Origin of the sequence: Alicyclobacillus fructus (assembly GCF_017329605.1) — a bacterium.
Lineage (GTDB): Bacteria > Bacillota > Bacilli > Alicyclobacillales > Alicyclobacillaceae > Alicyclobacillus > Alicyclobacillus fructus.
Window position 1 is genome coordinate 1 of record NZ_JAFMTY010000025.1, and the last position, 17,599, is coordinate 17,599.

Annotated in this window: 16 protein-coding genes and 3 tRNA genes; 4 read left to right on the forward strand and 15 right to left on the reverse strand. The window is 61.9% G+C overall.

The features are described from left to right. Positions 1-71: 71 nt before the first annotated feature. The 3 genes from J3481_RS12130 to J3481_RS12140 form a co-directional block, all read right to left on the reverse strand. Positions 72-461 carry a GPR1/FUN34/YaaH family transporter gene (locus J3481_RS12130; protein WP_236011633.1) on the reverse strand — a complete coding sequence of 130 codons (390 nt, stop codon included), beginning with the start codon at positions 459-461 and terminating at the stop codon, positions 72-74. A 377-nt stretch (positions 462-838) separates the two neighbouring features. Beyond that, a complete protein-coding gene (locus tag J3481_RS12135) occupies positions 839-1,066 on the reverse strand; it encodes a helix-turn-helix domain-containing protein (RefSeq protein ID WP_206832442.1) in 228 nt (75 codons plus the stop codon). A gap of 127 nt (positions 1,067-1,193) precedes the next feature. Further along, positions 1,194-2,369 carry a MalY/PatB family protein gene (locus J3481_RS12140; protein WP_206832441.1) on the reverse strand — a complete coding sequence of 392 codons (1,176 nt, stop codon included), beginning with the start codon at positions 2,367-2,369 and terminating at the stop codon, positions 1,194-1,196. A 205-nt stretch (positions 2,370-2,574) separates the two neighbouring features. On the opposite strand from J3481_RS12140, the gene J3481_RS12145 reads away from it, so the two are divergent. The 3 genes from J3481_RS12145 (at position 2,575) to J3481_RS12155 (ending at position 5,750) form a co-directional block, all read left to right on the forward strand. Then, entirely contained in the window at positions 2,575-3,441 is an 867-nt protein-coding gene (locus J3481_RS12145; protein ID WP_206832440.1) for an SPL family radical SAM protein, read from the forward strand. After that, positions 3,434-4,162, forward strand: coding sequence for a GntR family transcriptional regulator (locus J3481_RS12150; protein WP_206832439.1), 729 nt, complete (start codon positions 3,434-3,436; stop codon positions 4,160-4,162). Before J3481_RS12145 ends, J3481_RS12150 begins: the two co-directional genes overlap by 8 nt. 163 nt (positions 4,163-4,325) lie before the next feature. Next, on the forward strand, positions 4,326-5,750 hold the full coding sequence (locus tag J3481_RS12155) for an MFS transporter (RefSeq protein WP_206832438.1): 1,425 nt from the start codon (positions 4,326-4,328) through the stop codon (positions 5,748-5,750). Here J3481_RS12155 and trhO read toward each other — a convergent pair. The 11 genes from trhO to gltX form a co-directional block, all read right to left on the reverse strand. Then, positions 5,698-6,648 (reverse strand): oxygen-dependent tRNA uridine(34) hydroxylase TrhO, encoded by a 951-nt coding sequence (trhO, locus tag J3481_RS12160; RefSeq protein WP_206832447.1) that lies wholly within the window; start codon positions 6,646-6,648, stop codon positions 5,698-5,700. The two genes, J3481_RS12155 and trhO, sit on opposite strands and share 53 nt — an antisense overlap. A gap of 92 nt (positions 6,649-6,740) precedes the next feature. Beyond that, a complete protein-coding gene (locus tag J3481_RS12165) occupies positions 6,741-7,181 on the reverse strand; it encodes a hypothetical protein (protein ID WP_206832437.1) in 441 nt (146 codons plus the stop codon). Positions 7,182-7,231: 50 nt separating this feature from the next. Continuing rightward, the gene (sdhB, locus tag J3481_RS12170; protein ID WP_206832436.1) at positions 7,232-8,020 is read right to left on the reverse strand and encodes a succinate dehydrogenase iron-sulfur subunit; all 789 of its coding nucleotides are present in this window, start codon (positions 8,018-8,020) and stop codon (positions 7,232-7,234) included. Next, the gene (sdhA, locus tag J3481_RS12175) at positions 8,017-9,729 is read right to left on the reverse strand and encodes a succinate dehydrogenase flavoprotein subunit (protein ID WP_049763344.1); all 1,713 of its coding nucleotides are present in this window, start codon (positions 9,727-9,729) and stop codon (positions 8,017-8,019) included. The genes sdhB and sdhA overlap by 4 nt, the downstream gene beginning before the upstream one ends. A gap of 102 nt (positions 9,730-9,831) precedes the next feature. After that, positions 9,832-10,458 carry a succinate dehydrogenase cytochrome b558 subunit gene (locus J3481_RS12180; protein WP_206832435.1) on the reverse strand — a complete coding sequence of 209 codons (627 nt, stop codon included), beginning with the start codon at positions 10,456-10,458 and terminating at the stop codon, positions 9,832-9,834. 149 nt (positions 10,459-10,607) lie between these two features. Beyond that, a complete protein-coding gene (gene uvrC / locus J3481_RS12185) occupies positions 10,608-12,440 on the reverse strand; it encodes an excinuclease ABC subunit UvrC (protein WP_206832434.1) in 1,833 nt (610 codons plus the stop codon). A gap of 12 nt (positions 12,441-12,452) precedes the next feature. Next, positions 12,453-14,036 (reverse strand): hypothetical protein, encoded by a 1,584-nt coding sequence (locus J3481_RS12190; RefSeq protein WP_236011634.1) that lies wholly within the window; start codon positions 14,034-14,036, stop codon positions 12,453-12,455. 72 nt (positions 14,037-14,108) lie between these two features. Beyond that, positions 14,109-14,181 (reverse strand) — tRNA-Lys (locus J3481_RS12195). A gap of 1 nt (position 14,182) precedes the next feature. Continuing rightward, positions 14,183-14,258: transfer RNA gene (locus J3481_RS12200), tRNA-Glu, on the reverse strand. A gap of 3 nt (positions 14,259-14,261) precedes the next feature. Beyond that, positions 14,262-14,335 (reverse strand) — tRNA-Gln (locus J3481_RS12205). A gap of 184 nt (positions 14,336-14,519) precedes the next feature. Continuing rightward, the gene (gene gltX, locus J3481_RS12210; RefSeq protein ID WP_206832433.1) at positions 14,520-16,007 is read right to left on the reverse strand and encodes a glutamate--tRNA ligase; all 1,488 of its coding nucleotides are present in this window, start codon (positions 16,005-16,007) and stop codon (positions 14,520-14,522) included. Between the two features lie 75 nt (positions 16,008-16,082). Here gltX and J3481_RS12215 point away from each other — a divergent pair, with 75 nt between their 5' ends. Next, entirely contained in the window at positions 16,083-16,415 is a 333-nt protein-coding gene (locus tag J3481_RS12215) for a hypothetical protein (RefSeq protein ID WP_206832432.1), read from the forward strand. A 62-nt stretch (positions 16,416-16,477) separates the two neighbouring features. On the opposite strand, the gene hisC is transcribed toward J3481_RS12215, so the two are convergent. After that, positions 16,478-17,578, reverse strand: a complete 1,101-nt coding sequence (gene hisC, locus J3481_RS12220) for a histidinol-phosphate transaminase (RefSeq protein WP_206832431.1) — start codon at positions 17,576-17,578, stop codon at positions 16,478-16,480. Between the last annotated feature and the right edge of the window lie 21 nt (positions 17,579-17,599).

A 17,599-nucleotide genomic window follows, 5' to 3' on the forward strand; every position in this document is an offset into this window, starting at 1 on the left:
CTACGACAAGCGGAATCGAGACGCCTTGATTCGACGCCACGTGCATCGCTTGAAGGAACTTGGGGTGACGGTCATCGTCGCAGAGGAAGCCTCCTGAAAAGAATATCCACAATATTCCATGATTGACGAAGGGAAGGTCCGGGTTCCTTTTTTGCCATTTTCACGGTAGGGAAGGTCCGGGTTCCTTTTTTGCCATTTTCACGGTAGAAGAACAAGAAGAGCGACGTAAAGAACGCGCCATAAAACCCGTTCACGCTGAGCCCGAACGTGTCGCCGCGAACATAAGAGAAGATGCAGGCCAAAAAGTACACCAGACCGCCACACACCAGGATGGCCGGCATAAAGAACAGCGTCACCTGAGCGGGAACCAAGTGCGCATTCGGCAAATTCAGGAGCGTCTGCGCGATGACGAATGCAGCGAGCCCCATGACAATCGGATCGCCAAGCCGCTTGTCTTGCATACGCATTCTCCCTTCGAACCTCATGATTGAATCCGCTTACAACCAACCGAGCGTGCGACTCATGATGCCGGACGCCAGCGAAGCTGCATCGACACATGTTTCACATTAGAAACATCGTTTCATATCGATCCGACTCGCCCCCTTGCGACGAACATCCCGTTCGCTCTCCATGGTAAGCCGGAATGAAAGCGCTTTCAATCATGAAAGTTCCGATTTCTATACTCAGATTGAACTCAGATTGGGATACGAGTTTGAACGGTTACGAGTCTTTTTAACACCTTTCCCGCATACGAATCCAATAGGCGCCAGGGCGCCCGAGGCCCAAGGGGCCTGTGGAGGAGGCTCAACACCCCTACTCGCGGTAGGGGTGTTGCCTGTCAAATCGTGATTTCTCCCAGCCGAACCAACTCGACCACGGCCTGCGACCGACCTTTGACGTTCAGCTTCTTCATGACATTAGATATATGGTTCCGCACGGTCTTCTCGCTGACGAACAGTTGCGAGGCGATCTCTTTCGTCGTCTTATCCTGAACGAGCAGTTCAAACACTTCTCGTTCCCGATTGGTCAAGAGCGACTTGCCGCGCCCGTCCCTGACAGGTGCCATCCCCACGATCCCTCCTTGCCCGGTCATACAAGAGCGGGATACAGTCAGGGTATCGTATGTCACCCGTCAGCGGACCGTTCCGTTCCCAACCTCAGATGGGCGAAGACCGGCGCGCGGTCGATGGCCACTACGCCCGGCGACGCCGGGTCAGCGCGTCGCTGAGCTGTTGAAGCGCCTGGCGCAACAAAGGGCGAGGACATGCGATGTTCATGCGTTGGAATCCCGAGCCCTGCGAACCGAACAAATGGCCCTCGTTCAAGCCGAGGCGCGCCTCGTCGCGCAAAAAGCGGTCCAGCTCTTCGTCATTCATCCCCAGAGCGCGGAAATCCAGCCACACCATGTAGGTGCCTTCCGGACGGAACATGCGGACCTCCGGCAGTTCTTGGCGCACGAAGTCTTCCATCTCATTCAGGCTCGACTGCAGATACGCGAGCAGTTCGTCGAGCCATGCGGCGCCATGCTGATAGGCCGCGATCATCGCCTCGATGCCGAACACGTTCAACTCGGCCATCGAAGCGCGGTGAGAAGCCTTCTCGTAAGCCGCGCGCAACGACTCGTTCGCCGTCCAGATGTACGCGGTGTTGAGCCCCGCCAGGTTGAACGTCTTGCTCGGCGCATGGCACGTGATGCTGTTTTGCGAGCACTCCGGCCCCAAGGACGCGAACGGGATATGCCGATGGGGCGCAAAGACAATGTCCGCGTGAATCTCATCGCTCACCACCAAAACGCCGTGGCGAAGACAGATGTCTGCAACGCGCTCCAGTTCCTGTCGGGTCCAGACGCGGCCCACCGGATTGTGGGGCGAGCACAGAAACATGACCTTGGCCTCTTTGGCCTTGCGCTCCAGATCGTCGAAATCCATTTCGTAGCGCCCGTTGGACTCGACCAACGGATTTTCAACCACGGTTCGTCCCCATCCCTCGATCACGCGTTTGAACGGGTGATAGACAGGGGGTTGAATCAGGATGCCGTCGCCGGGCTCCGTGAACGCCTGGACGATGACCGACAGCGCCGGCACCACGCCGGGCGCAGGCGCGATCCATTCCGGCGAAATCTCGATCCCGTGCCGCGCTTTCATCCATCCAACAATGCTATCCGTGTACCTGTCCGTTTTGACGGCGTACCCGTACACCCCGTGCCGGGCCCGCTCCACGAGCGCTTCGATCACGGCCGGCGGCGAGAGAAAGTCCATATCCGCCACCCAGAGCGGAATGAGATCATCCCTTCCGAAACGGCGCTTCAGGCCGTCCCACTTCATGCATCCGGTGTTCCTGCGGTCCACTGACGTGTCAAAGATGGACATGCACCCGACCTCCCCTTGCCGCTCCTGTTTGGGCGCGATCGCGTCGCACCACCGTACACCACTTTATCACAGCAGACCGACATCCATCCTCCTCCCGCGATCCTCGCCAATCAATTTTCCGTATTTCCGATATGAATACCATGGAACACACCGCTGTGGTACGTTAACATGGGGATTGAAGTTCGTCGCTTCAGGAGGACTTCGAATGGCGAGATCGGCCAACGCCCCAAACCGCCTGCTGACGCCGACAGGCGGCTATCTCCGGGGCTACGACTACACCTTGAATCCATACGTGGGCTGCGCGTATGGGTGCTCGTACTGCTACGTGCAGGCCCTGCCTGTGGCGCGATTTCGGGGCGAACCCTGGGGGTCGTACGCCGACGTCAAGCGGATCGACCCAAACGCATTCCTGGGCGAGTTGCGCCGGGCCAAGCGCCGCGGAGGCACGCGCATCTTTATGTCGTCGAGCACAGATCCGTACCAACCGGCCGAGTGGCGCATGGGCGCCACCCGCTCGTTGCTCTTGGCCATCCGGTCCGCACCGGACCTCTTGGACTTCCTGTTCGTGCAGACGAGGTCGCCGCTGGTCGCGCGAGACGCCGAGATTCTCTCGAGTTTGCGCGATCGCGCCCTCGTCTCCGTGACGCTCGAGACCGATCGCGAGGATGTGCGGCGTCGCTTCGCGCCTCGCGCGCCGACCGTCCGCGCGCGCATCCGCGCCATCGAAACGCTGCGCGCTCACGGCATCCCGGTCCAAGTGGCGGTAGCCCCTCTGCTGCCGTCCTCCCCCGACTTTCCTTCGCTCATCGCGCGTCTCGCCGATGTCGCCGCGATCGACGACTGGTTCGTCGGCGACGGTGCGAATGGCAGGCGGAGCCAAGCCCTCGGGGTCGAACGGTGGTATCCACCGGAAGAGCGTGCGACGTGGTACCGCCCAGAACAGGCGCGGGTCTTTGCCGAAGCTCTCGCTAGGCACATGCCGCGAGAACGCATCTTTCTGCACCAACAGGGGTTCCTGCCGACCGACGTACGGCGACCCATGGACGAAAGGATCGATCCAGAGCATGCGTGAGAGTGTCCCTCTGTACAAACAGTTGAAATCGGAGTTGCTCGAGAAGATCCTGAGCGGGGAATGGCCTCCTGGCGAACAAATTCCGTCCGAAGCCGAGTTGGCTGCGATGTACGACGTGAGCCGAACGACGGTTCGCCAGGCGGTGGGCGATCTCGTCACCGCGGGATTCATTGTCCGGCGCCAGGGCAAGGGAACCTACGTCGCGGAAGTCGACCATCCGACGGCCTCCACCACGCTCTACGGATTTGCCGAGGAACTGCGCGCCGCCGGCCTCCCGGTGGACGTCCGCGTCGATGCGATGGAGATGCGGACCTGTCCGGAGGACGTCGCCCGATGGCTGCGCATGCCGCGATCCAGACAGGCGCTCTACGTTGAGCGCACCGCCTACGTGGACGAGATCGCCTATTTCCACGAACGCTCCTACCTCGTGCCGCCCTACCAGGTGTCGGCCCGGACGATGCCAGATCCGCAGATCTACGACTCAGTCTACGGTTTCTTCGAGCAAAACGGCGTGAGAATTAACTCCGGCAGTCAAACCATATCCGCCGAATTGGCGGACGAAGAAGACTGCGAGCGGTTCGGATTGAAGCACCCCGCAGCCGTCCTCTGTGTCGAGCGGATCACGCGGGACGAATCTGGCGCTCCCGTGGAATACTCGGTCGTCCGCTATCCTGCGGATCGATACCAGCTCCGCGTTCACCTGCTTCGACATCCGCGCTGACTCACGGCGGGCGGGCGGCCGCTGGCCAAACCGCTCGCTTCTCTATAGAATGAAGTTGCAGTGAACTTGTTATGATGTCATAACAAGTTGGAGCGCGACTGGGACGGGCAAACGAAAGGCGAATACCGGCCTGACCGTGTTGGGCTTGAGAGGAGACGAGCGGATGGGACAGCAGGCGACGTGGAGCAGGGCACACCGGCTGCCGCTTCAGAAGGTAATCGAGCGGCCGAGCGGCATGTGGTTCATCGTCGGTACGGTGTGTTTCGGAGCCTTCATGGCGGCGCTTGACGCGAGCATCATCAGCATCGCCCTCCCCAAGTTGGAAGAGGCGTTCCACACCACGATGAACCGCATCGAATGGGTGAGCCTCATCTATCTCCTGGCGCTCGCCGGGTGCGTCGTCGCCTTTGGGCGCCTGTCGGACCTCATCGGACGCCGCCCGATGTACACGATGGGCTTCGGGGTGTTTATCGCGGGATCGGCGCTCTGCGGGGCGTCCTGGAACCTCGCCAGCCTGCTCGCGTTCCGCGTGCTTCAGGGCGTCGGGGCAAGCCTTCTTCAAGCCAACAGCGTGTCCATCATCACGGCTGCGGCCGACGCGAAGCGCCGAGGCCAGGCCATTGGATTTCAAGCGCTCGCCCAGGGTCTCGGCTTGAGCCTTGGCCCTCTCGTCGGAGGTGTGTTGACGCATATCGGTTCCTGGCGGCTCATCTTTTACATCAACGTGCCCATTGGCATCCTTGGCACGCTGTCTGCCCTCCTCTTCCTTCCTCGCGACCGCCGGGAAAGTCCGAGGCCTTCCTTCGACCTCGTCGGCGCGCTCGTGCTCGCCTTCACGCTCGTCATCGCGATGTATGTGTTGAAGGAGGGCTTCCGACCGGAGAGCCGCCCAAGCATCACGGCGATTCTCCTCGCCGCCGCCGTTCTCGCAGCGGCCTCGTTTGTCGCCGTCGAACGCCGGGCCGAATGTCCGCTTGTGCCGATCTCGTACCTGCGCGAACGGACCGTGTGGCTCGGCAACCTCACGTCCATCCTGTCCTTCAGCGTGATGTACGCCATCACGCTGGTGGTTCCGTACTGGTTCGTCCACATCGAACATGTGTCGAGTGACAGGGCTGGGCTGTTGCTCACCGCCCTCCCTGTCGGCATGGCGTTGTGCACACCTTTTGCGGGCCGACTCGCCGATCGCTGGTCGAAGGTCAAGGTGTCGGCGGCGGGCATGGCGCTTGCCAGCCTAGGCTCGGTGGGGCTCTTTGTCTTCGCCCGCGTCACCCCCGCCTTTCTTGCCGGCCTCTTTCTGGTCGGTTGCGGCATCGGGACCTTCACGCCCGCCAACAACGCTCGCGTGATGAATGCCACGCCCGCGGCTCACCTCGGCGTCGCAGGCGGCATTCTCAACATGAGCCGCACCCTGGGGATGGGATTGGGCGTGACCGCCGGCGGCGTGAGCGTCGAACTGTTCTCTGCAGCCTTCGGGGGACATGCGACGGCGCTCGCCTACCGCTGCAGCTTTCTCGTCGCGGCGGCACTGGCTGTCATCGCGCTCGGGCTGACGATTTTCCGCCCGCGGTCTCGAGGAACGGCTTGACCCGAGGATCGACCCGATTGCGCTTCAGCGCCTCCGATTCGCACGCCGGTGAGCAAAATCCGTGCCATGCGCGCTCGCACGCCTCACAGCAGAGAAAGCGGCGATGGCAATCCAGATATCCGCAGTTGAGATAACGATCACACGGCGTCCCGCAGATGGAGCAGCGGGCGATGACCGTGTCTTCCTCCGTGTGGTTGATGCGAACGGCGACGCGGTCGTCGAAGACATAACACTTGCCCAGAAATTTTCTTCCCCGCACTTCGGGATCCTTGCCGTACGTCACAATGCCGCCGTCGAGCTGATACACCTCGTCAATGCCTTGTTCCATCAGATAGCCCGACAGCTTCTCGCAGCGAATCCCGCCCGTGCAATAGGTCAACACTTTTTTCCCGCGCCACTCGTCCATGTGCCGCTCGATCCAAGCCGGGAATTCTCGGAACGTGGAGACGTCCGGGCGTATGGCGCCCTCAAAGTGGCCGATCTCATACTCGTAGTCATTGCGGCCGTCGATCACGACGACGTCCTCCCGGCCAAGCATCTCGTACCACTCGCGAGGCGAAAGCCTTTGCCCCGTCTTTTCCCACGGCTTAGGTGCCCGCTCGACGCCGAAATGAACGATTTCGCGCCTGCGCTTCACCGACAGCCGCGGGAACACATGTCCATCGGCCGGATCGACCTTGAACATCATATCCGCAAAGCGCGGATCTTCGTGCATCCGCTCGCGGTACGTAAGACAGGCAGATGCTTCGCCCGACAGCGTCCCGTTGATCCCTTCCTCCGCCACCAGGATACGGCCGCGGAGCCCCAGCCGTTCGCAGATCGCGCGCTGAGACTGCGCGAGTTCATCCGGATCGGCGATGGGCGTGAACTTGTAGAACAGCATGACCTCGTACGACATCGACAAGACACCCCCATCCTTCCAAAAGATGCTCGACAAAAAACGAGCCGAGGCCGCAGCTTCCTGCAGGCCTCGGCCAGCTCCGCGATGGCTCACGGCGCCGTTGCGCCGCTCGACTGCGTGACTTCATTCGGGCTCATGATCAACCACCGGCCGTTCACGCGCTTGACGTACAGCACGCCGCCCTGTTCATTGGAGAACTCGACCTCTGCCACGTCGCCGCGCTGGCTCAGGAGCGTATAGTTGAGCTCGGACGGATCGAGAGCCAAGTACAGGTTGTACAAGGACGTGTGCCAGCCTGGCGTCTGCTGGAACGTCGGCGTGAGCAAGTGATACGCCTCGTTGAACTCCCTGAGCTCCACGAAGTCAATGAACCGGCGCACCGTGTTCACGGGCGTGTTGCTCGTCTCCTCCTGGATGACCGGCCGCAGGAGGAAGTAACTCCCGAAACCAAGCACCAGGAGCGCCACGATGAGCGCAATGAAGCTCCTCGTCTGCGCCCGTTGTCTGCGCTGTGCCGAGACGGCCTGCATCGTTCATCCCTGCCTTTCCAAGGGTCCGCCTCAGGAACCCTTGTGAATCCTTATTTGCGCAGCCATGCGCCGATGGCGCGATAGGTGACTTCCCGGTTCATCACGGCGATGGACGTCGTCAGCGGAATGCCCTTCGGGCAGACCTCGACGCAGTTCTGCGCGTTGCCGCACTCGAAGATGCCACCCTCGCCCATGAGCGCCTGCAGGCGCTCCTCCTTGTTCATCTTGCCCGTCGGATGCATGTTAAACAGGCGCGCCTGTGAGATGGCAAACGGGCCAATGAAGGACGTCTTGTCGTTCACGTTCGGGCAGGCCTCCACGCAGGCACCGCACGTAAAGCAACGAGACAGCTCGTAGGCAATCTGCTGTTCCTCGCTCGACATGCGCGGGCCGGGGCCGAGATCGTACGTGCCGTCAATGGGAATCCACGCCTTGATGCGCTTGAGCGCTTCGAACATCCTGCTGCGATCGACCACCAGATCCCGCACGACCGGGAACGTGCGCATCGGCCGAATGCGAATCGGCTGCTGCAGCTTGTCGACGAGCGCGGAACAGGCCTGACGCGGCTTGTTGTTGATGACCATCGTGCACGCGCCGCACACTTCTTCGAGGCAGTTCATCTCCCACGTGACCGGCGCCACCGGCTCGCCCTTCTTGTTGACCGGATTGCGCTGAATTTCCATCAGGCACGCGATCACGTTCATGCCGGGCCGATACGGAACCTCAAACTCTTCCCAGTACGGCTCGGACTCCGGATGGTCCTGCCGCTCGATGATGAGATGCACCTTGCGACCCGAATCCGCCTGCGTCTGCTGCACGGCCTCCGCTGTTGTGCTCATTCCTTGGTCGCCTCCTTGCTCACCGCGTAGTTGCGCTTACGCGGCTTGATCAGCGAGACGTCGACGTCCTCGTACGAGATCTTGGGCCCGTCCGGCGTGTACTCCGCGATGGTGGTCTTCAGGAAGTTCTCATCATCGCGCTCCGGAAACTCCGGCTTATAGTGGGCGCCGCGGCTCTCGTTTCTCATCAAGGCCCCAATGGTGATGGCGCGCGCCATGATGAGCATATTCTTCAGGTGGCGCGTGAACTGGGCGACCTGGTTCTCCCATCGAGACGTGTCCGACATCTTGATGCGCTTCCACCGCTCCTGGAGCTCTTGGATCTTCGCATCCGTCTCTTTCAGCTTGTCGTTGTAACGCACGACCGTGACGTGATCGGTCATCCACTTGCCCAGCTCGCGGTGAAGCTGATACGGATTCTCATCGCCGTCCAACTTCAGGATTTCCTCGAACTCCTGCTCATACTTGCGGCGGTACTGCTCAAACAGCGACTCCGGCAGGCTGTCCGCGGACTTGCGCAGATTCTTGGCCCAGCGGACCGCATTCGGACCTGCGATCATGCCGCCGTAGATGCAGGAGACCAGCGAGTTGGCACCGAGGCGATTCGCGCCGTGGTACTGATAATCCGCCTCGCCTGCGGCGAACAGGCCCGGGATGTTCGTCATCTGGTCGTAATCGACCCACAATCCGCCCATGGAATAATGCACGGCCGGGAAGATCTTCATGGGCACCTTGCGCGGATCGTCGCCGACGAACTTCTCGTAGATGTCGAGGATGTTGCCCAGTTTGCGATCCAGCACGTCCGCCGGGATGTGCGTCAAATCGAGGTAGACCATGTTTTGGCCGTCGACCCCGAGGCCCATCTCCACGCAGACCTTGTGAATGGCCCGCGTCGCGATATCGCGCGGGACGAGGTTGCCGTACTCCGGATACCACTCCTCCAAGAAATACCACGGCTTACCGTCCTTATACGTCCAGACGCGCCCGCCTTCCCCGCGCGCGGACTCGGACATCAGCCGCAGCTTGTCATCCCCGGGAATCGCCGTCGGATGGACCTGGATCATCTCGGGGTTCGCGTACTTCACGCCTTGCTGGTACAGCTCGGAAGCCGCAGAACCCGTGTTGATCATCGAGTTGGTGCTCTTGCCGAAAATGAGGCCGTTGCCGCCCGTGCACATGACGACCGCGTCCGCGCGGAAGTAGTGAATCTCCATGGAGCGCAGATCCTGCGCCACAATGCCGCGGCAGATCTGCTCGTCGTCGATCACGGCGCCGAGGAAATCCCAGCCTTCGTACTTTTCCACGAGTCCCGCCACTTCATATCGGCGGACCTGTTCATCCAACGCGTACAAAAGCTGCTGCCCCGTCGAGGCACCTGCGAACGCCGTGCGGTGATGCTTCGTCCCACCGAAACGGCGAAAATCCAACAGCCCCTCGGGCGTGCGGTTGAACATGACGCCCATGCGGTCCATCAAATAGATGATGGCCGGCGCGGCCTCGCACATCCCGAGAACCGGCGGCTGATTGGCCAGAAAGTCGCCGCCGTAGATGGTATCGTCAAAGTGTTCCCACGGCGAGTCGCCTTCGCCCTTCGTGTTCACGGCGCCGTTGATGCCGCCTTGAGCACACACGGAATGGGACCGTTTCACAGGAACCAAGGAGAACAGTTTCACCGGCACGCCAGCTTCCGCCACCTTGATGGTGGTCATCAGGCCGGCAAGGCCGCCTCCCACGACAATGATGCTCGTGTTTGCCACGTCAATTCCCTCCCATGCTCCGTGTACAGCACCTGCGAGAGGTCCATGAGTACCTCAGACGTTCATGCGGAACGCAATCAGCGACGCCACGCCGACCGCCGCCAATGCGACGAAGATGATCATCGTCACCCACGCCGTGATGCGCTGCGCCCGGCGCCCGACGGTGATACCCCAGTGAATGGCGAACGACCACAGGCCGTTCGAGAAGTGGAACGTCGCGGCGATCACGCCCACGATCATGAACGCGAAGTACGCATTGTTGGTGACGAGCTCGTGCACCATGTCAAACGACGGAGCATTTCCGGAAAAACGCGTCGTCCACAGGTGGAAGATGATGAAGACAAAGGTGATGATGCCCGTCACTCGCTGCAACACGAACATCACGTTGCGGCCGAACGAATAGCGGTTCGCATTGTATCCCGATACGAACGCCACGTACAGGCCGAACACGCCGTGATACGCGATGGGCAGGAAGATGAACACGAACTCGATCACGTGCAGGAGCGGTAGCGATTGAATCGCTTGCACGGCTTCGTTAAAAGCCGCCGCACCGCCGAGGGCCGTCGCGTTCGTGAACAGGTGCTCCAGCAGGAACAGTCCTACCGGAATGACGCCCGAAAGCGTGTGGAGCCGCCGCCATAAAAACTCCCGGTTGTGCTGGGCTGCTTGGGCCACTGCCACTTGGGTTCCTCCCTTCAATCCCCCGAAAGAGAACTCGATATGTACGCGCGGCGGGATCGCCGTGCAAGTGCAAAACACCGCAGGCCAGCGCGACGCACGCCGCCACCCGTTTGGCACCTTCTAAATTGTAATGATTGGCCATCGTAGAATCAAGAAAACGGTGCCTCGGAGGAAATTTCCTTAGCGCTGTCGGCCGCGCCCCGGGCCGCCATCTCCTCCCGCACGCGGGCCAGAATCTCGCGGGCGAGTTTGTCGCCGATGCCGAGCCCGCGAAAGTCCTCCGGCTGCGCGGACGCGATGGCCTTGAGACTCCCGAAGCGCCGCAGAAGCGCCTTCTTCCGCTCGGGCCCCACGCCGGGAATCTCGTCCAGAATGGACTGAAACCCGGTCTGCTTTCGCCTCGAGCGATGAAACTCGACCGCGAACCGGTGGACTTCGTCTTGAATGCGCTCAAGGAGGTAGAACGCCGGACTGTGCCGTTCAATCCGGACCGGCTCTTCCTCGTCCATGAAGAAGAGCTGGCTCGTGCGATGCCGGTCATCCTTGGCCAGGCCACAGACGGGGATATCGAGCCCGAGTTCGCCCTCGAGCACCGACAGCGCCGCGCGCAATTGGCCTTTCCCACCGTCGATCACGACGAGATCGGGCAGAGGTTTTTGTTCGCGCAGAAGGCGCGTGTAGCGCCTCCTCACCACCTCCCTCATGGCCTCGTAATCGTCTGGCCCCTGCGTCGATCGGATCTTGTACTTTCGATACTCCGACTTCGCGGGTTTGCCGTCGAGAAACACAACCATCGCCGACACGGCGTCGACGCCCTGGAGATTCGAATTGTCAAACGCCTCGATCCGGCGGGGTGGTTGGATGGCCAGCACCTGACCCAGCTCCATGACGGCGCCCAGCGTGCGGTCGAGATTCCGGTCGATGAGCTGAATCTTCTCCGCGAGCGCCTGGCGCGCATTTTCGCAGGCGAGATCGACCAGATCCCGCTTGGGGCCGCGCTTCGGCTGCAAGACCTTGGCGTCCACCACCATCGCGAGCGCCTCGCTGGGAACACCCTCCGGCAGCAAAATCTCTTTGGGCACGTCGACCCGCTCGTGATAAAACTGTTCGACGTACGACATGAAGTCGGTCAGCGGATCGTCGAAGTGCGGCGCAATCTGCACCTGGCGCTCGATCAGCTTGCCGTTGCGGACGAAGAACACCTGGACGCTCAACAACCCGCGGTCCTCGGCGAAACCGAACACATCGCGGTCGATCCCGTCCGTCCACGTGACCTTCTGTTCCTGCATCACCTGCTCGATGTGCCGAATCAGATCGCGAAGTTCCGCCGCTCGCTCGAACTCCAGCGATTCGGCAGCCGCCTGCATCTTGGCTTCCAAATCGCGGACCACATCCTGATGTCCCCCGTTCAGGAAGTGGCTGATCTCCTTGGCCATGGCCTCGTAGGTCGCTTCCTCGACGTCGTAGACGCACGGCGCGAGACATTGGTGGATGTGGTAGTAGAGACAGACCTGCTTCTTGAGCGTCTTGCACTTGCGGAGCGGATACAGGCGATCCAAGAGGCGCTTCGTCGCCTGAGCCGCCGTCGCGTTGGGATAGGGCCCGAAATACTTGGCACCATCCCGCTTCACCTGGCGGACGATCTGCAGCCTTGGGTGCCGTTCCCGCGTGAGTTTGATATAGGGGTAGGACTTGTCGTCGCGCAACATGATGTTGTAGGGCGGCTGATGCTGCTTGATCAGGTTGCACTCCAGCAGGAGCGCCTCCGCGACAGTATCCGTCACGATGTACTCGAAATCGCGAATCTGGGATACCAGCACCTGTGTCTTGGTGTCGTGCGTTCCCGTGAAGTACGAGCGCACTCGATTGCGCAAGACCTTCGCCTTGCCGACGTACAGAATTTCGCCGCCCTCGCCCTTCATGAGGTACACGCCGGGCCGCTGCGGCAGCAGATCCAACTTGTCTCGAATCACCTGATTCACGACTTCACCCCCTCACTCGGCCCGCGCCACCACCAGATACGTCCGCCCGCCCGCATTCTCCACGTAATCCACATAGCCTCCGTCGGCTCCCCACGCGGCTACCGGCACGTCCAGCCGAAACGCCGGCGCGCGATCGCCCGCAGCGTGCAGGGCAGACATCTCGAGCGTCTCACCGCCAGAGACCGACACGGGCGCCAGCGCGTAGACGGCGCCTTCTTCTCCCTCCACGACCGCGCCATCCGTGTCACCGGGAACGCCCTCATACACGATCTCTTGTCCTGTCGGCGCGATGCAGACCCACGTCCCCGCCGGCGCCGGATCCGCCGACGTGCCCTGGCACAAAAGACCTGCCGTCGTCAGGTGCGGATTGCGAATCAGCCCGTTCACGTCGAGGCTGACGGTCGGTCCGAGAGAAGCTCTGCCGGCGAGCGCCACAATCGGCGCCCAATGGACGGGAGATGTCACCCGCTCCCCGGCTCGCTCCGACTCGACTTGCCACGCGATCCCGCCCGCCCCTGTCGCGATGACCACCTCTCCGGACTGCCCCGCATCCACGCGGGCCAACAGGGATGACGTTCCGCCGGAAAAGGGCACCGCGTAAATGTCCGCCTCCGAGGCTGTTCCGTGAATGCCGCTCTCTGTCCAATAGACCGCGATCACGGCCCACGAACCCGCCGACGACAGGGACCACGAGCGAAGAAGCCACGAGCTTCCTCCTTCAGGTTGAGGCGCAGAGATGGCAATGTTCGACGTCCAGCGCGGTCGCGTCAAGAAGTTAAGGCCCTCAAGCGGGTAGGCGCTCAATTGAATGCCGTCGCCCTGGGCGCCGAGAGATAGACTCCCCGTCACGAGTTCGCCGCCGCCAAAGGCCAGGTGGCCGAGATCGACCGATTGACGCGTGATGTCGAAGACGCCCTGCACTTTGACCGGCAATTCACCGCTCGAGATGGGCTGCGACGAAGCGCGCCGAGCATTGGCGGACTGGTCCGCCTTCTGCGTCTCGTCTCCCCACCAGCCGTATCCGACCAGGGCCAGTCCTGCAGCCGCCAAACCAAGCGCGGACACGCGGGCACTTCTCGAACCCAAGCGGCGCGCTTCCGCCTCTTCATAAGCGATCTGGGCGCGCAGCCGCTGCAGCGCCCGATTGCGCAACCCGCCAGGCAAATCGGGCAGCGGTTCTTCAGGCAGCCCCGTCTCCTGAAGCGCTTCGTCTCCGGATTCGCTCATCTCCAGCGATTCCGGGACCGCCTCGCCTGCGGCCGTCTCCACCGACGCCGAAAATCCCGCCGCCGCCAACGATCGCGCGACCTGCTCGCGGATGCGGGCCCAATCGGCGTGGCGGCCCAAACGATTCCACACGTCGAGCATGCGTTCGATGAAGGCGTCTTCCGCCTCCGGCGTCCGGCCCATCCGCTCGATCACGGCATGCCACACGGCCGGCCCAAACCGGTCCACCAGAACATGCGCCATCCGCCGGCGCTGCGCGCCCGATCTACGTGCTCTCATGTGTCCCGCTTCCCCGTTCTCTGCAGAGTGGTTAGTCTCATGATAGCCGACGGAGGTCAGAAAGGACAGCGCGGCCGTCCCCTTCGCCATGACGGCGCTCCTGCCCTGCCGGGTGCAGAGAAAACGAAAGACCTCCCGCACTCGCAGGAGGTCTTTCTGAAATGGGTCATGAAGGACTCGAACCTTCAACCACCCGATTAAGAGTCGGATGCTCTACCAATTGAGCTAATGACCCATGGTGACCCTAAGGGGATTCGAACCCCTATTACCGCCGTGAGAGGGCGGCGTCCTGAGCCATTAGACGATAGGGCCGACTGGCTGCCGAACTAGGACTCGAACCTAGACTAACTGATCCAGAGTCAGTCGTGCTACCATTACACCATTCGGCATCGTTCTTGCGCCCTGTTGCCTCCGACTCTCTTCCGGGCGTTCCGCCCGGCTGCGTTATTAACTATACATGCTTCACTTCGCCGTGTCAATAGCCACGCCTCAATTTTTTTTTGCGCGCCCCGTCCAAAGGACGCACTCCGCATGTACCGAAGTTGGCCGGCGGGGCCTCCCGCCGGCTCCCGGTCATGAGGTGACCACCTCGCCCTTCTCGACGCGATCGGCCGTTTCGCGCAGACGGCGAACCGCCTCGTCGCGCCCGAGGAGGGCGATCACGTCAAACAGCCCTGGTCCCACCGTGAGGCCCGTGATCGCCAGGCGAACAGGGTGAATCAGTTCGCCCGACTTCACCCCGAGCTCTTCGATCCATCCTCGGAACTCGCGCTCGATGACAGGCGCGAAGAACGGCGCCACCTCAGCCAGTCTGTCCGCCACGGCTCTCAGGCGGCTCGCCGTTTCAGGATGCGCAAAATGCTTGCGGACGCCCTTCTCGTCATACGCCTGAACGGTCTCAAAGTAGGGCCGCACACCCTCGATGAGTTCTTGGAGATTCCGGCTCCGCGTCTGTACGAACGCGATCACCGTCCGGATCCACATCAGGACCTCGCGTCGGCTCTCGTCGCGCGCAACATAGCCGCGCTCCACCAGCGTGGGCCAGGCCTCCTCCATCACCGTTTCCGGCGCGAGCTGCCGGAAGTAGTGCGCGTTGAGCCACTCCAGCTTCTTGACGTCGTAGATGGCCGCGTGCTTTGCGACCTTTTCGAGCTCGAACAGCTGAATGGCGGTCTCCCGGTCCACGATCTCGCGGTCATCGCCGGGCGAAAAGCCGAGCAGCAACAGATAGTTGACCAGAGCTTCGGGCAGGATGCCCATGTCCCGGTATTCGCTGACGCTCGTCGCCCCGTGTCGTTTGGAAAGCTTGCTGCGATCCGGCGCGAGGATCATCGGCACGTGCGCGAATGCCGGCGGCTCGGCGCCGAGCGCCTCGAACAGGACGATGTGGCGAGGCGTGTTGGACAGATGCTCTTCCGCACGGATGACGTGAGAGATCTTCATTTCCACGTCGTCCACGCACGACGCGAAGTGATACGTCGGCGTGTCATCCGCCTTCCAGATGATGAAGTCGTCGATCTCGCTGTTGGCAAACGCGACATCCCCGCGGATCAGATCGTGCACGACAGTCTCGCCCTCCGCCCGGCTGCGGATCCGGTAGACGTGAGGTTCTCCCGCCTCGATGCGGCGCGATCGTTCCTCAGGGGACAAATGCCGACAACGACCCACGTAGCGAGGCGGCCTTCCCTCCCGCTGCGCGGCCTCGCGGTCCTCGGCGAGTTCCTCCGGTGTACAAAAGCACGGATACGCTTTGTCCTCCGCCAACAGCCTGTCCAGGTGGCGGCGATAAATGTCCATGCGCTCCGACTGACGGTAGGGGCCATACGGCCCTCCGATATCCGGACCTTCGTCCCACAGGATCCCAAGCCAGCGCAACCCATCCAGAATTTGTTGATAGGAAGCCTCCGACGACCGCGCGCGATCCGTATCGTCGATGCGAAGCACGAACTTGCCTCCGTGCTTGCGCGCAAAGAGCCAGTTGAAGTACGCGGTGCGCGCGCCGCCGATATGAAGCGCCCCCGTGGGGCTCGGCGCGAAACGAACACGAACCTCCTGAACCATGCCCGAACCTCCTGTTGTGATGATGGCGGATACCCGCCGCAACTGTGCGCCACACTAGGCGCGAGGTGAAGAAGGATGAAGAAGGCGAATTCGCAACCTCAGCCGCACCCTGTCTCAAGTCCGAACTCGGGCGCCTACGATCCTGGCCCCGTCGATCAGGGCGAGACAGATTACCCCACCGCAGACGTGGCGGCCGCCCAGTCATCCACGTACGATCTCGCCGTGGAGGAGTTCCCGGAAGGCCCGTACGGTGCGACGACGAACGAACGACGGCTCGGCAAGACGTCGCCGTGGCTGCCGGGTCAGATGGTCAGCGGCCGCTTCCGCGACAGCAACATGATCACGTCGGATCGCCACACCGCGCCGTACGAGCAGGACGGCGACGGAACCTACGAAGATCGATCCTAAACGCGCGCACGGCCGGACAGCAACGAACACGTTGCCCCGGCCCTCTCGCGCCTTGTCGCGGCTCAGTTCGCCCCGGCGACGACTTCGAGCAGCGCCGCGATGCAGAGCTCATTTTCCTCTTGGGTTCCGAACGTGATCCGAACATACGATTCGAGCCCACGGAATCCCGTCCTTACCAGGATGGCCCGCCGCATCAGCGCCTGAAACACCGCAGCGCCGTCTCCGACTTCGACCAAGCAGAAGTTGGCCTCGCTCGGCACCACCCGCAGCCCGTGTTCAGCGAGACGCGCGTACTGGAACCTCGCCTCCGACGCCAACGCCTGCGAGCGGCGGACGTGATCCACGTCCGACAGCGCCGCCACTGCGCCGATCTGGGCGATCCGGTTCACGTTGAAGGGCTCCCTGACGCGATGAATGTACTGAATCACATCTGCATTCGCCAGCAGGTAGCCGACGCGCAACCCCGCGAGCCCGTACAATTTCGAGAATGTGAACAGAAACCCGACATTCCCTCTGCGCAGATCTTCTGGGCGAAGCTGAAGGCGCTCCTCGTCCACCGCGTAGTTGTCATACGCCATATCGACGACGACAAACACGTCCTCCGGAATCCTGGACAGGAGCTCCTCAAATTCGCGGCGTTTCAGCACGGTCCCGGTCGGGTTGTTCGGCGTGCACAGGTACAGAATCTTGGTCCGGGTGGTGACCGCCATCGCCATCGCGTCCACGTCGTATGTAAAATCCGGCTTCAGCGGAACCGGCCGCACGCGCGCGTCCATCACCTGCGCCCCAAATCCGTATTGCGAGAACGACGGGTTTGGGACGACGATCTCGTCACCCGGCTCGAGAAACGTCTCGGAGATGAGCTTGATGATGTCATCCGATCCGTTGCCGACGAGCACCTGCTCCGGAGAAATCCCGTGATGGCGAGCGACCGCCTCGCGGACGAGATCGCTCGCTCCGTCCGGGTAGAGATGAAGCCGAGGCAATTCCCTGCGAATGGCTTCCAAGGCGAGCGGAGACGGCCCCAAGGCGTTTTCATTCGAGTTGAGCTTGATGATTCGCCGATTCCCGAGTTCGCGGCGCAGCGTTTCGTCGCTCAGCCCCGGTTGATACGGCTGAATGGCGGCCAGGTTGCCCCTCACCCTGCTTGTCACGTCCGACATCCTGCGCACCTCCCACGCGTC

Coding starts and splice junctions, on each gene's coding strand:
- J3481_RS12165 (WP_206832437.1), bottom strand. CDS start 7,181: ATGCAGGCCGTCTCGGCACAGCGCAGACAACGGGCGCAGACGAGGAGC.
- J3481_RS12190 (WP_236011634.1), bottom strand. CDS start 14,036: ATGGCGAAGGGGACGGCCGCGCTGTCCTTTCTGACCTCCGTCGGCTAT.
- J3481_RS12150 (WP_206832439.1), top strand. CDS start 3,434: ATGCGTGAGAGTGTCCCTCTGTACAAACAGTTGAAATCGGAGTTGCTC.
- J3481_RS12130 (WP_236011633.1), bottom strand. CDS start 461: ATGCAAGACAAGCGGCTTGGCGATCCGATTGTCATGGGGCTCGCTGCA.
- sdhB (WP_206832436.1), bottom strand. CDS start 8,020: ATGAGCACAACAGCGGAGGCCGTGCAGCAGACGCAGGCGGATTCGGGT.
- J3481_RS12215 (WP_206832432.1), top strand. CDS start 16,083: ATGAAGAAGGCGAATTCGCAACCTCAGCCGCACCCTGTCTCAAGTCCG.
- J3481_RS12140 (WP_206832441.1), bottom strand. CDS start 2,369: ATGTCCATCTTTGACACGTCAGTGGACCGCAGGAACACCGGATGCATG.
- hisC (WP_206832431.1), bottom strand. CDS start 17,578: ATGTCGGACGTGACAAGCAGGGTGAGGGGCAACCTGGCCGCCATTCAG.
- J3481_RS12145 (WP_206832440.1), top strand. CDS start 2,575: ATGGCGAGATCGGCCAACGCCCCAAACCGCCTGCTGACGCCGACAGGC.
- trhO (WP_206832447.1), bottom strand. CDS start 6,648: ATGTCGTACGAGGTCATGCTGTTCTACAAGTTCACGCCCATCGCCGAT.
- sdhA (WP_049763344.1), bottom strand. CDS start 9,729: ATGACCACCATCAAGGTGGCGGAAGCTGGCGTGCCGGTGAAACTGTTC.
- J3481_RS12135 (WP_206832442.1), bottom strand. CDS start 1,066: ATGGCACCTGTCAGGGACGGGCGCGGCAAGTCGCTCTTGACCAATCGG.
- J3481_RS12155 (WP_206832438.1), top strand. CDS start 4,326: ATGGGACAGCAGGCGACGTGGAGCAGGGCACACCGGCTGCCGCTTCAG.
- gltX (WP_206832433.1), bottom strand. CDS start 16,007: ATGGTTCAGGAGGTTCGTGTTCGTTTCGCGCCGAGCCCCACGGGGGCG.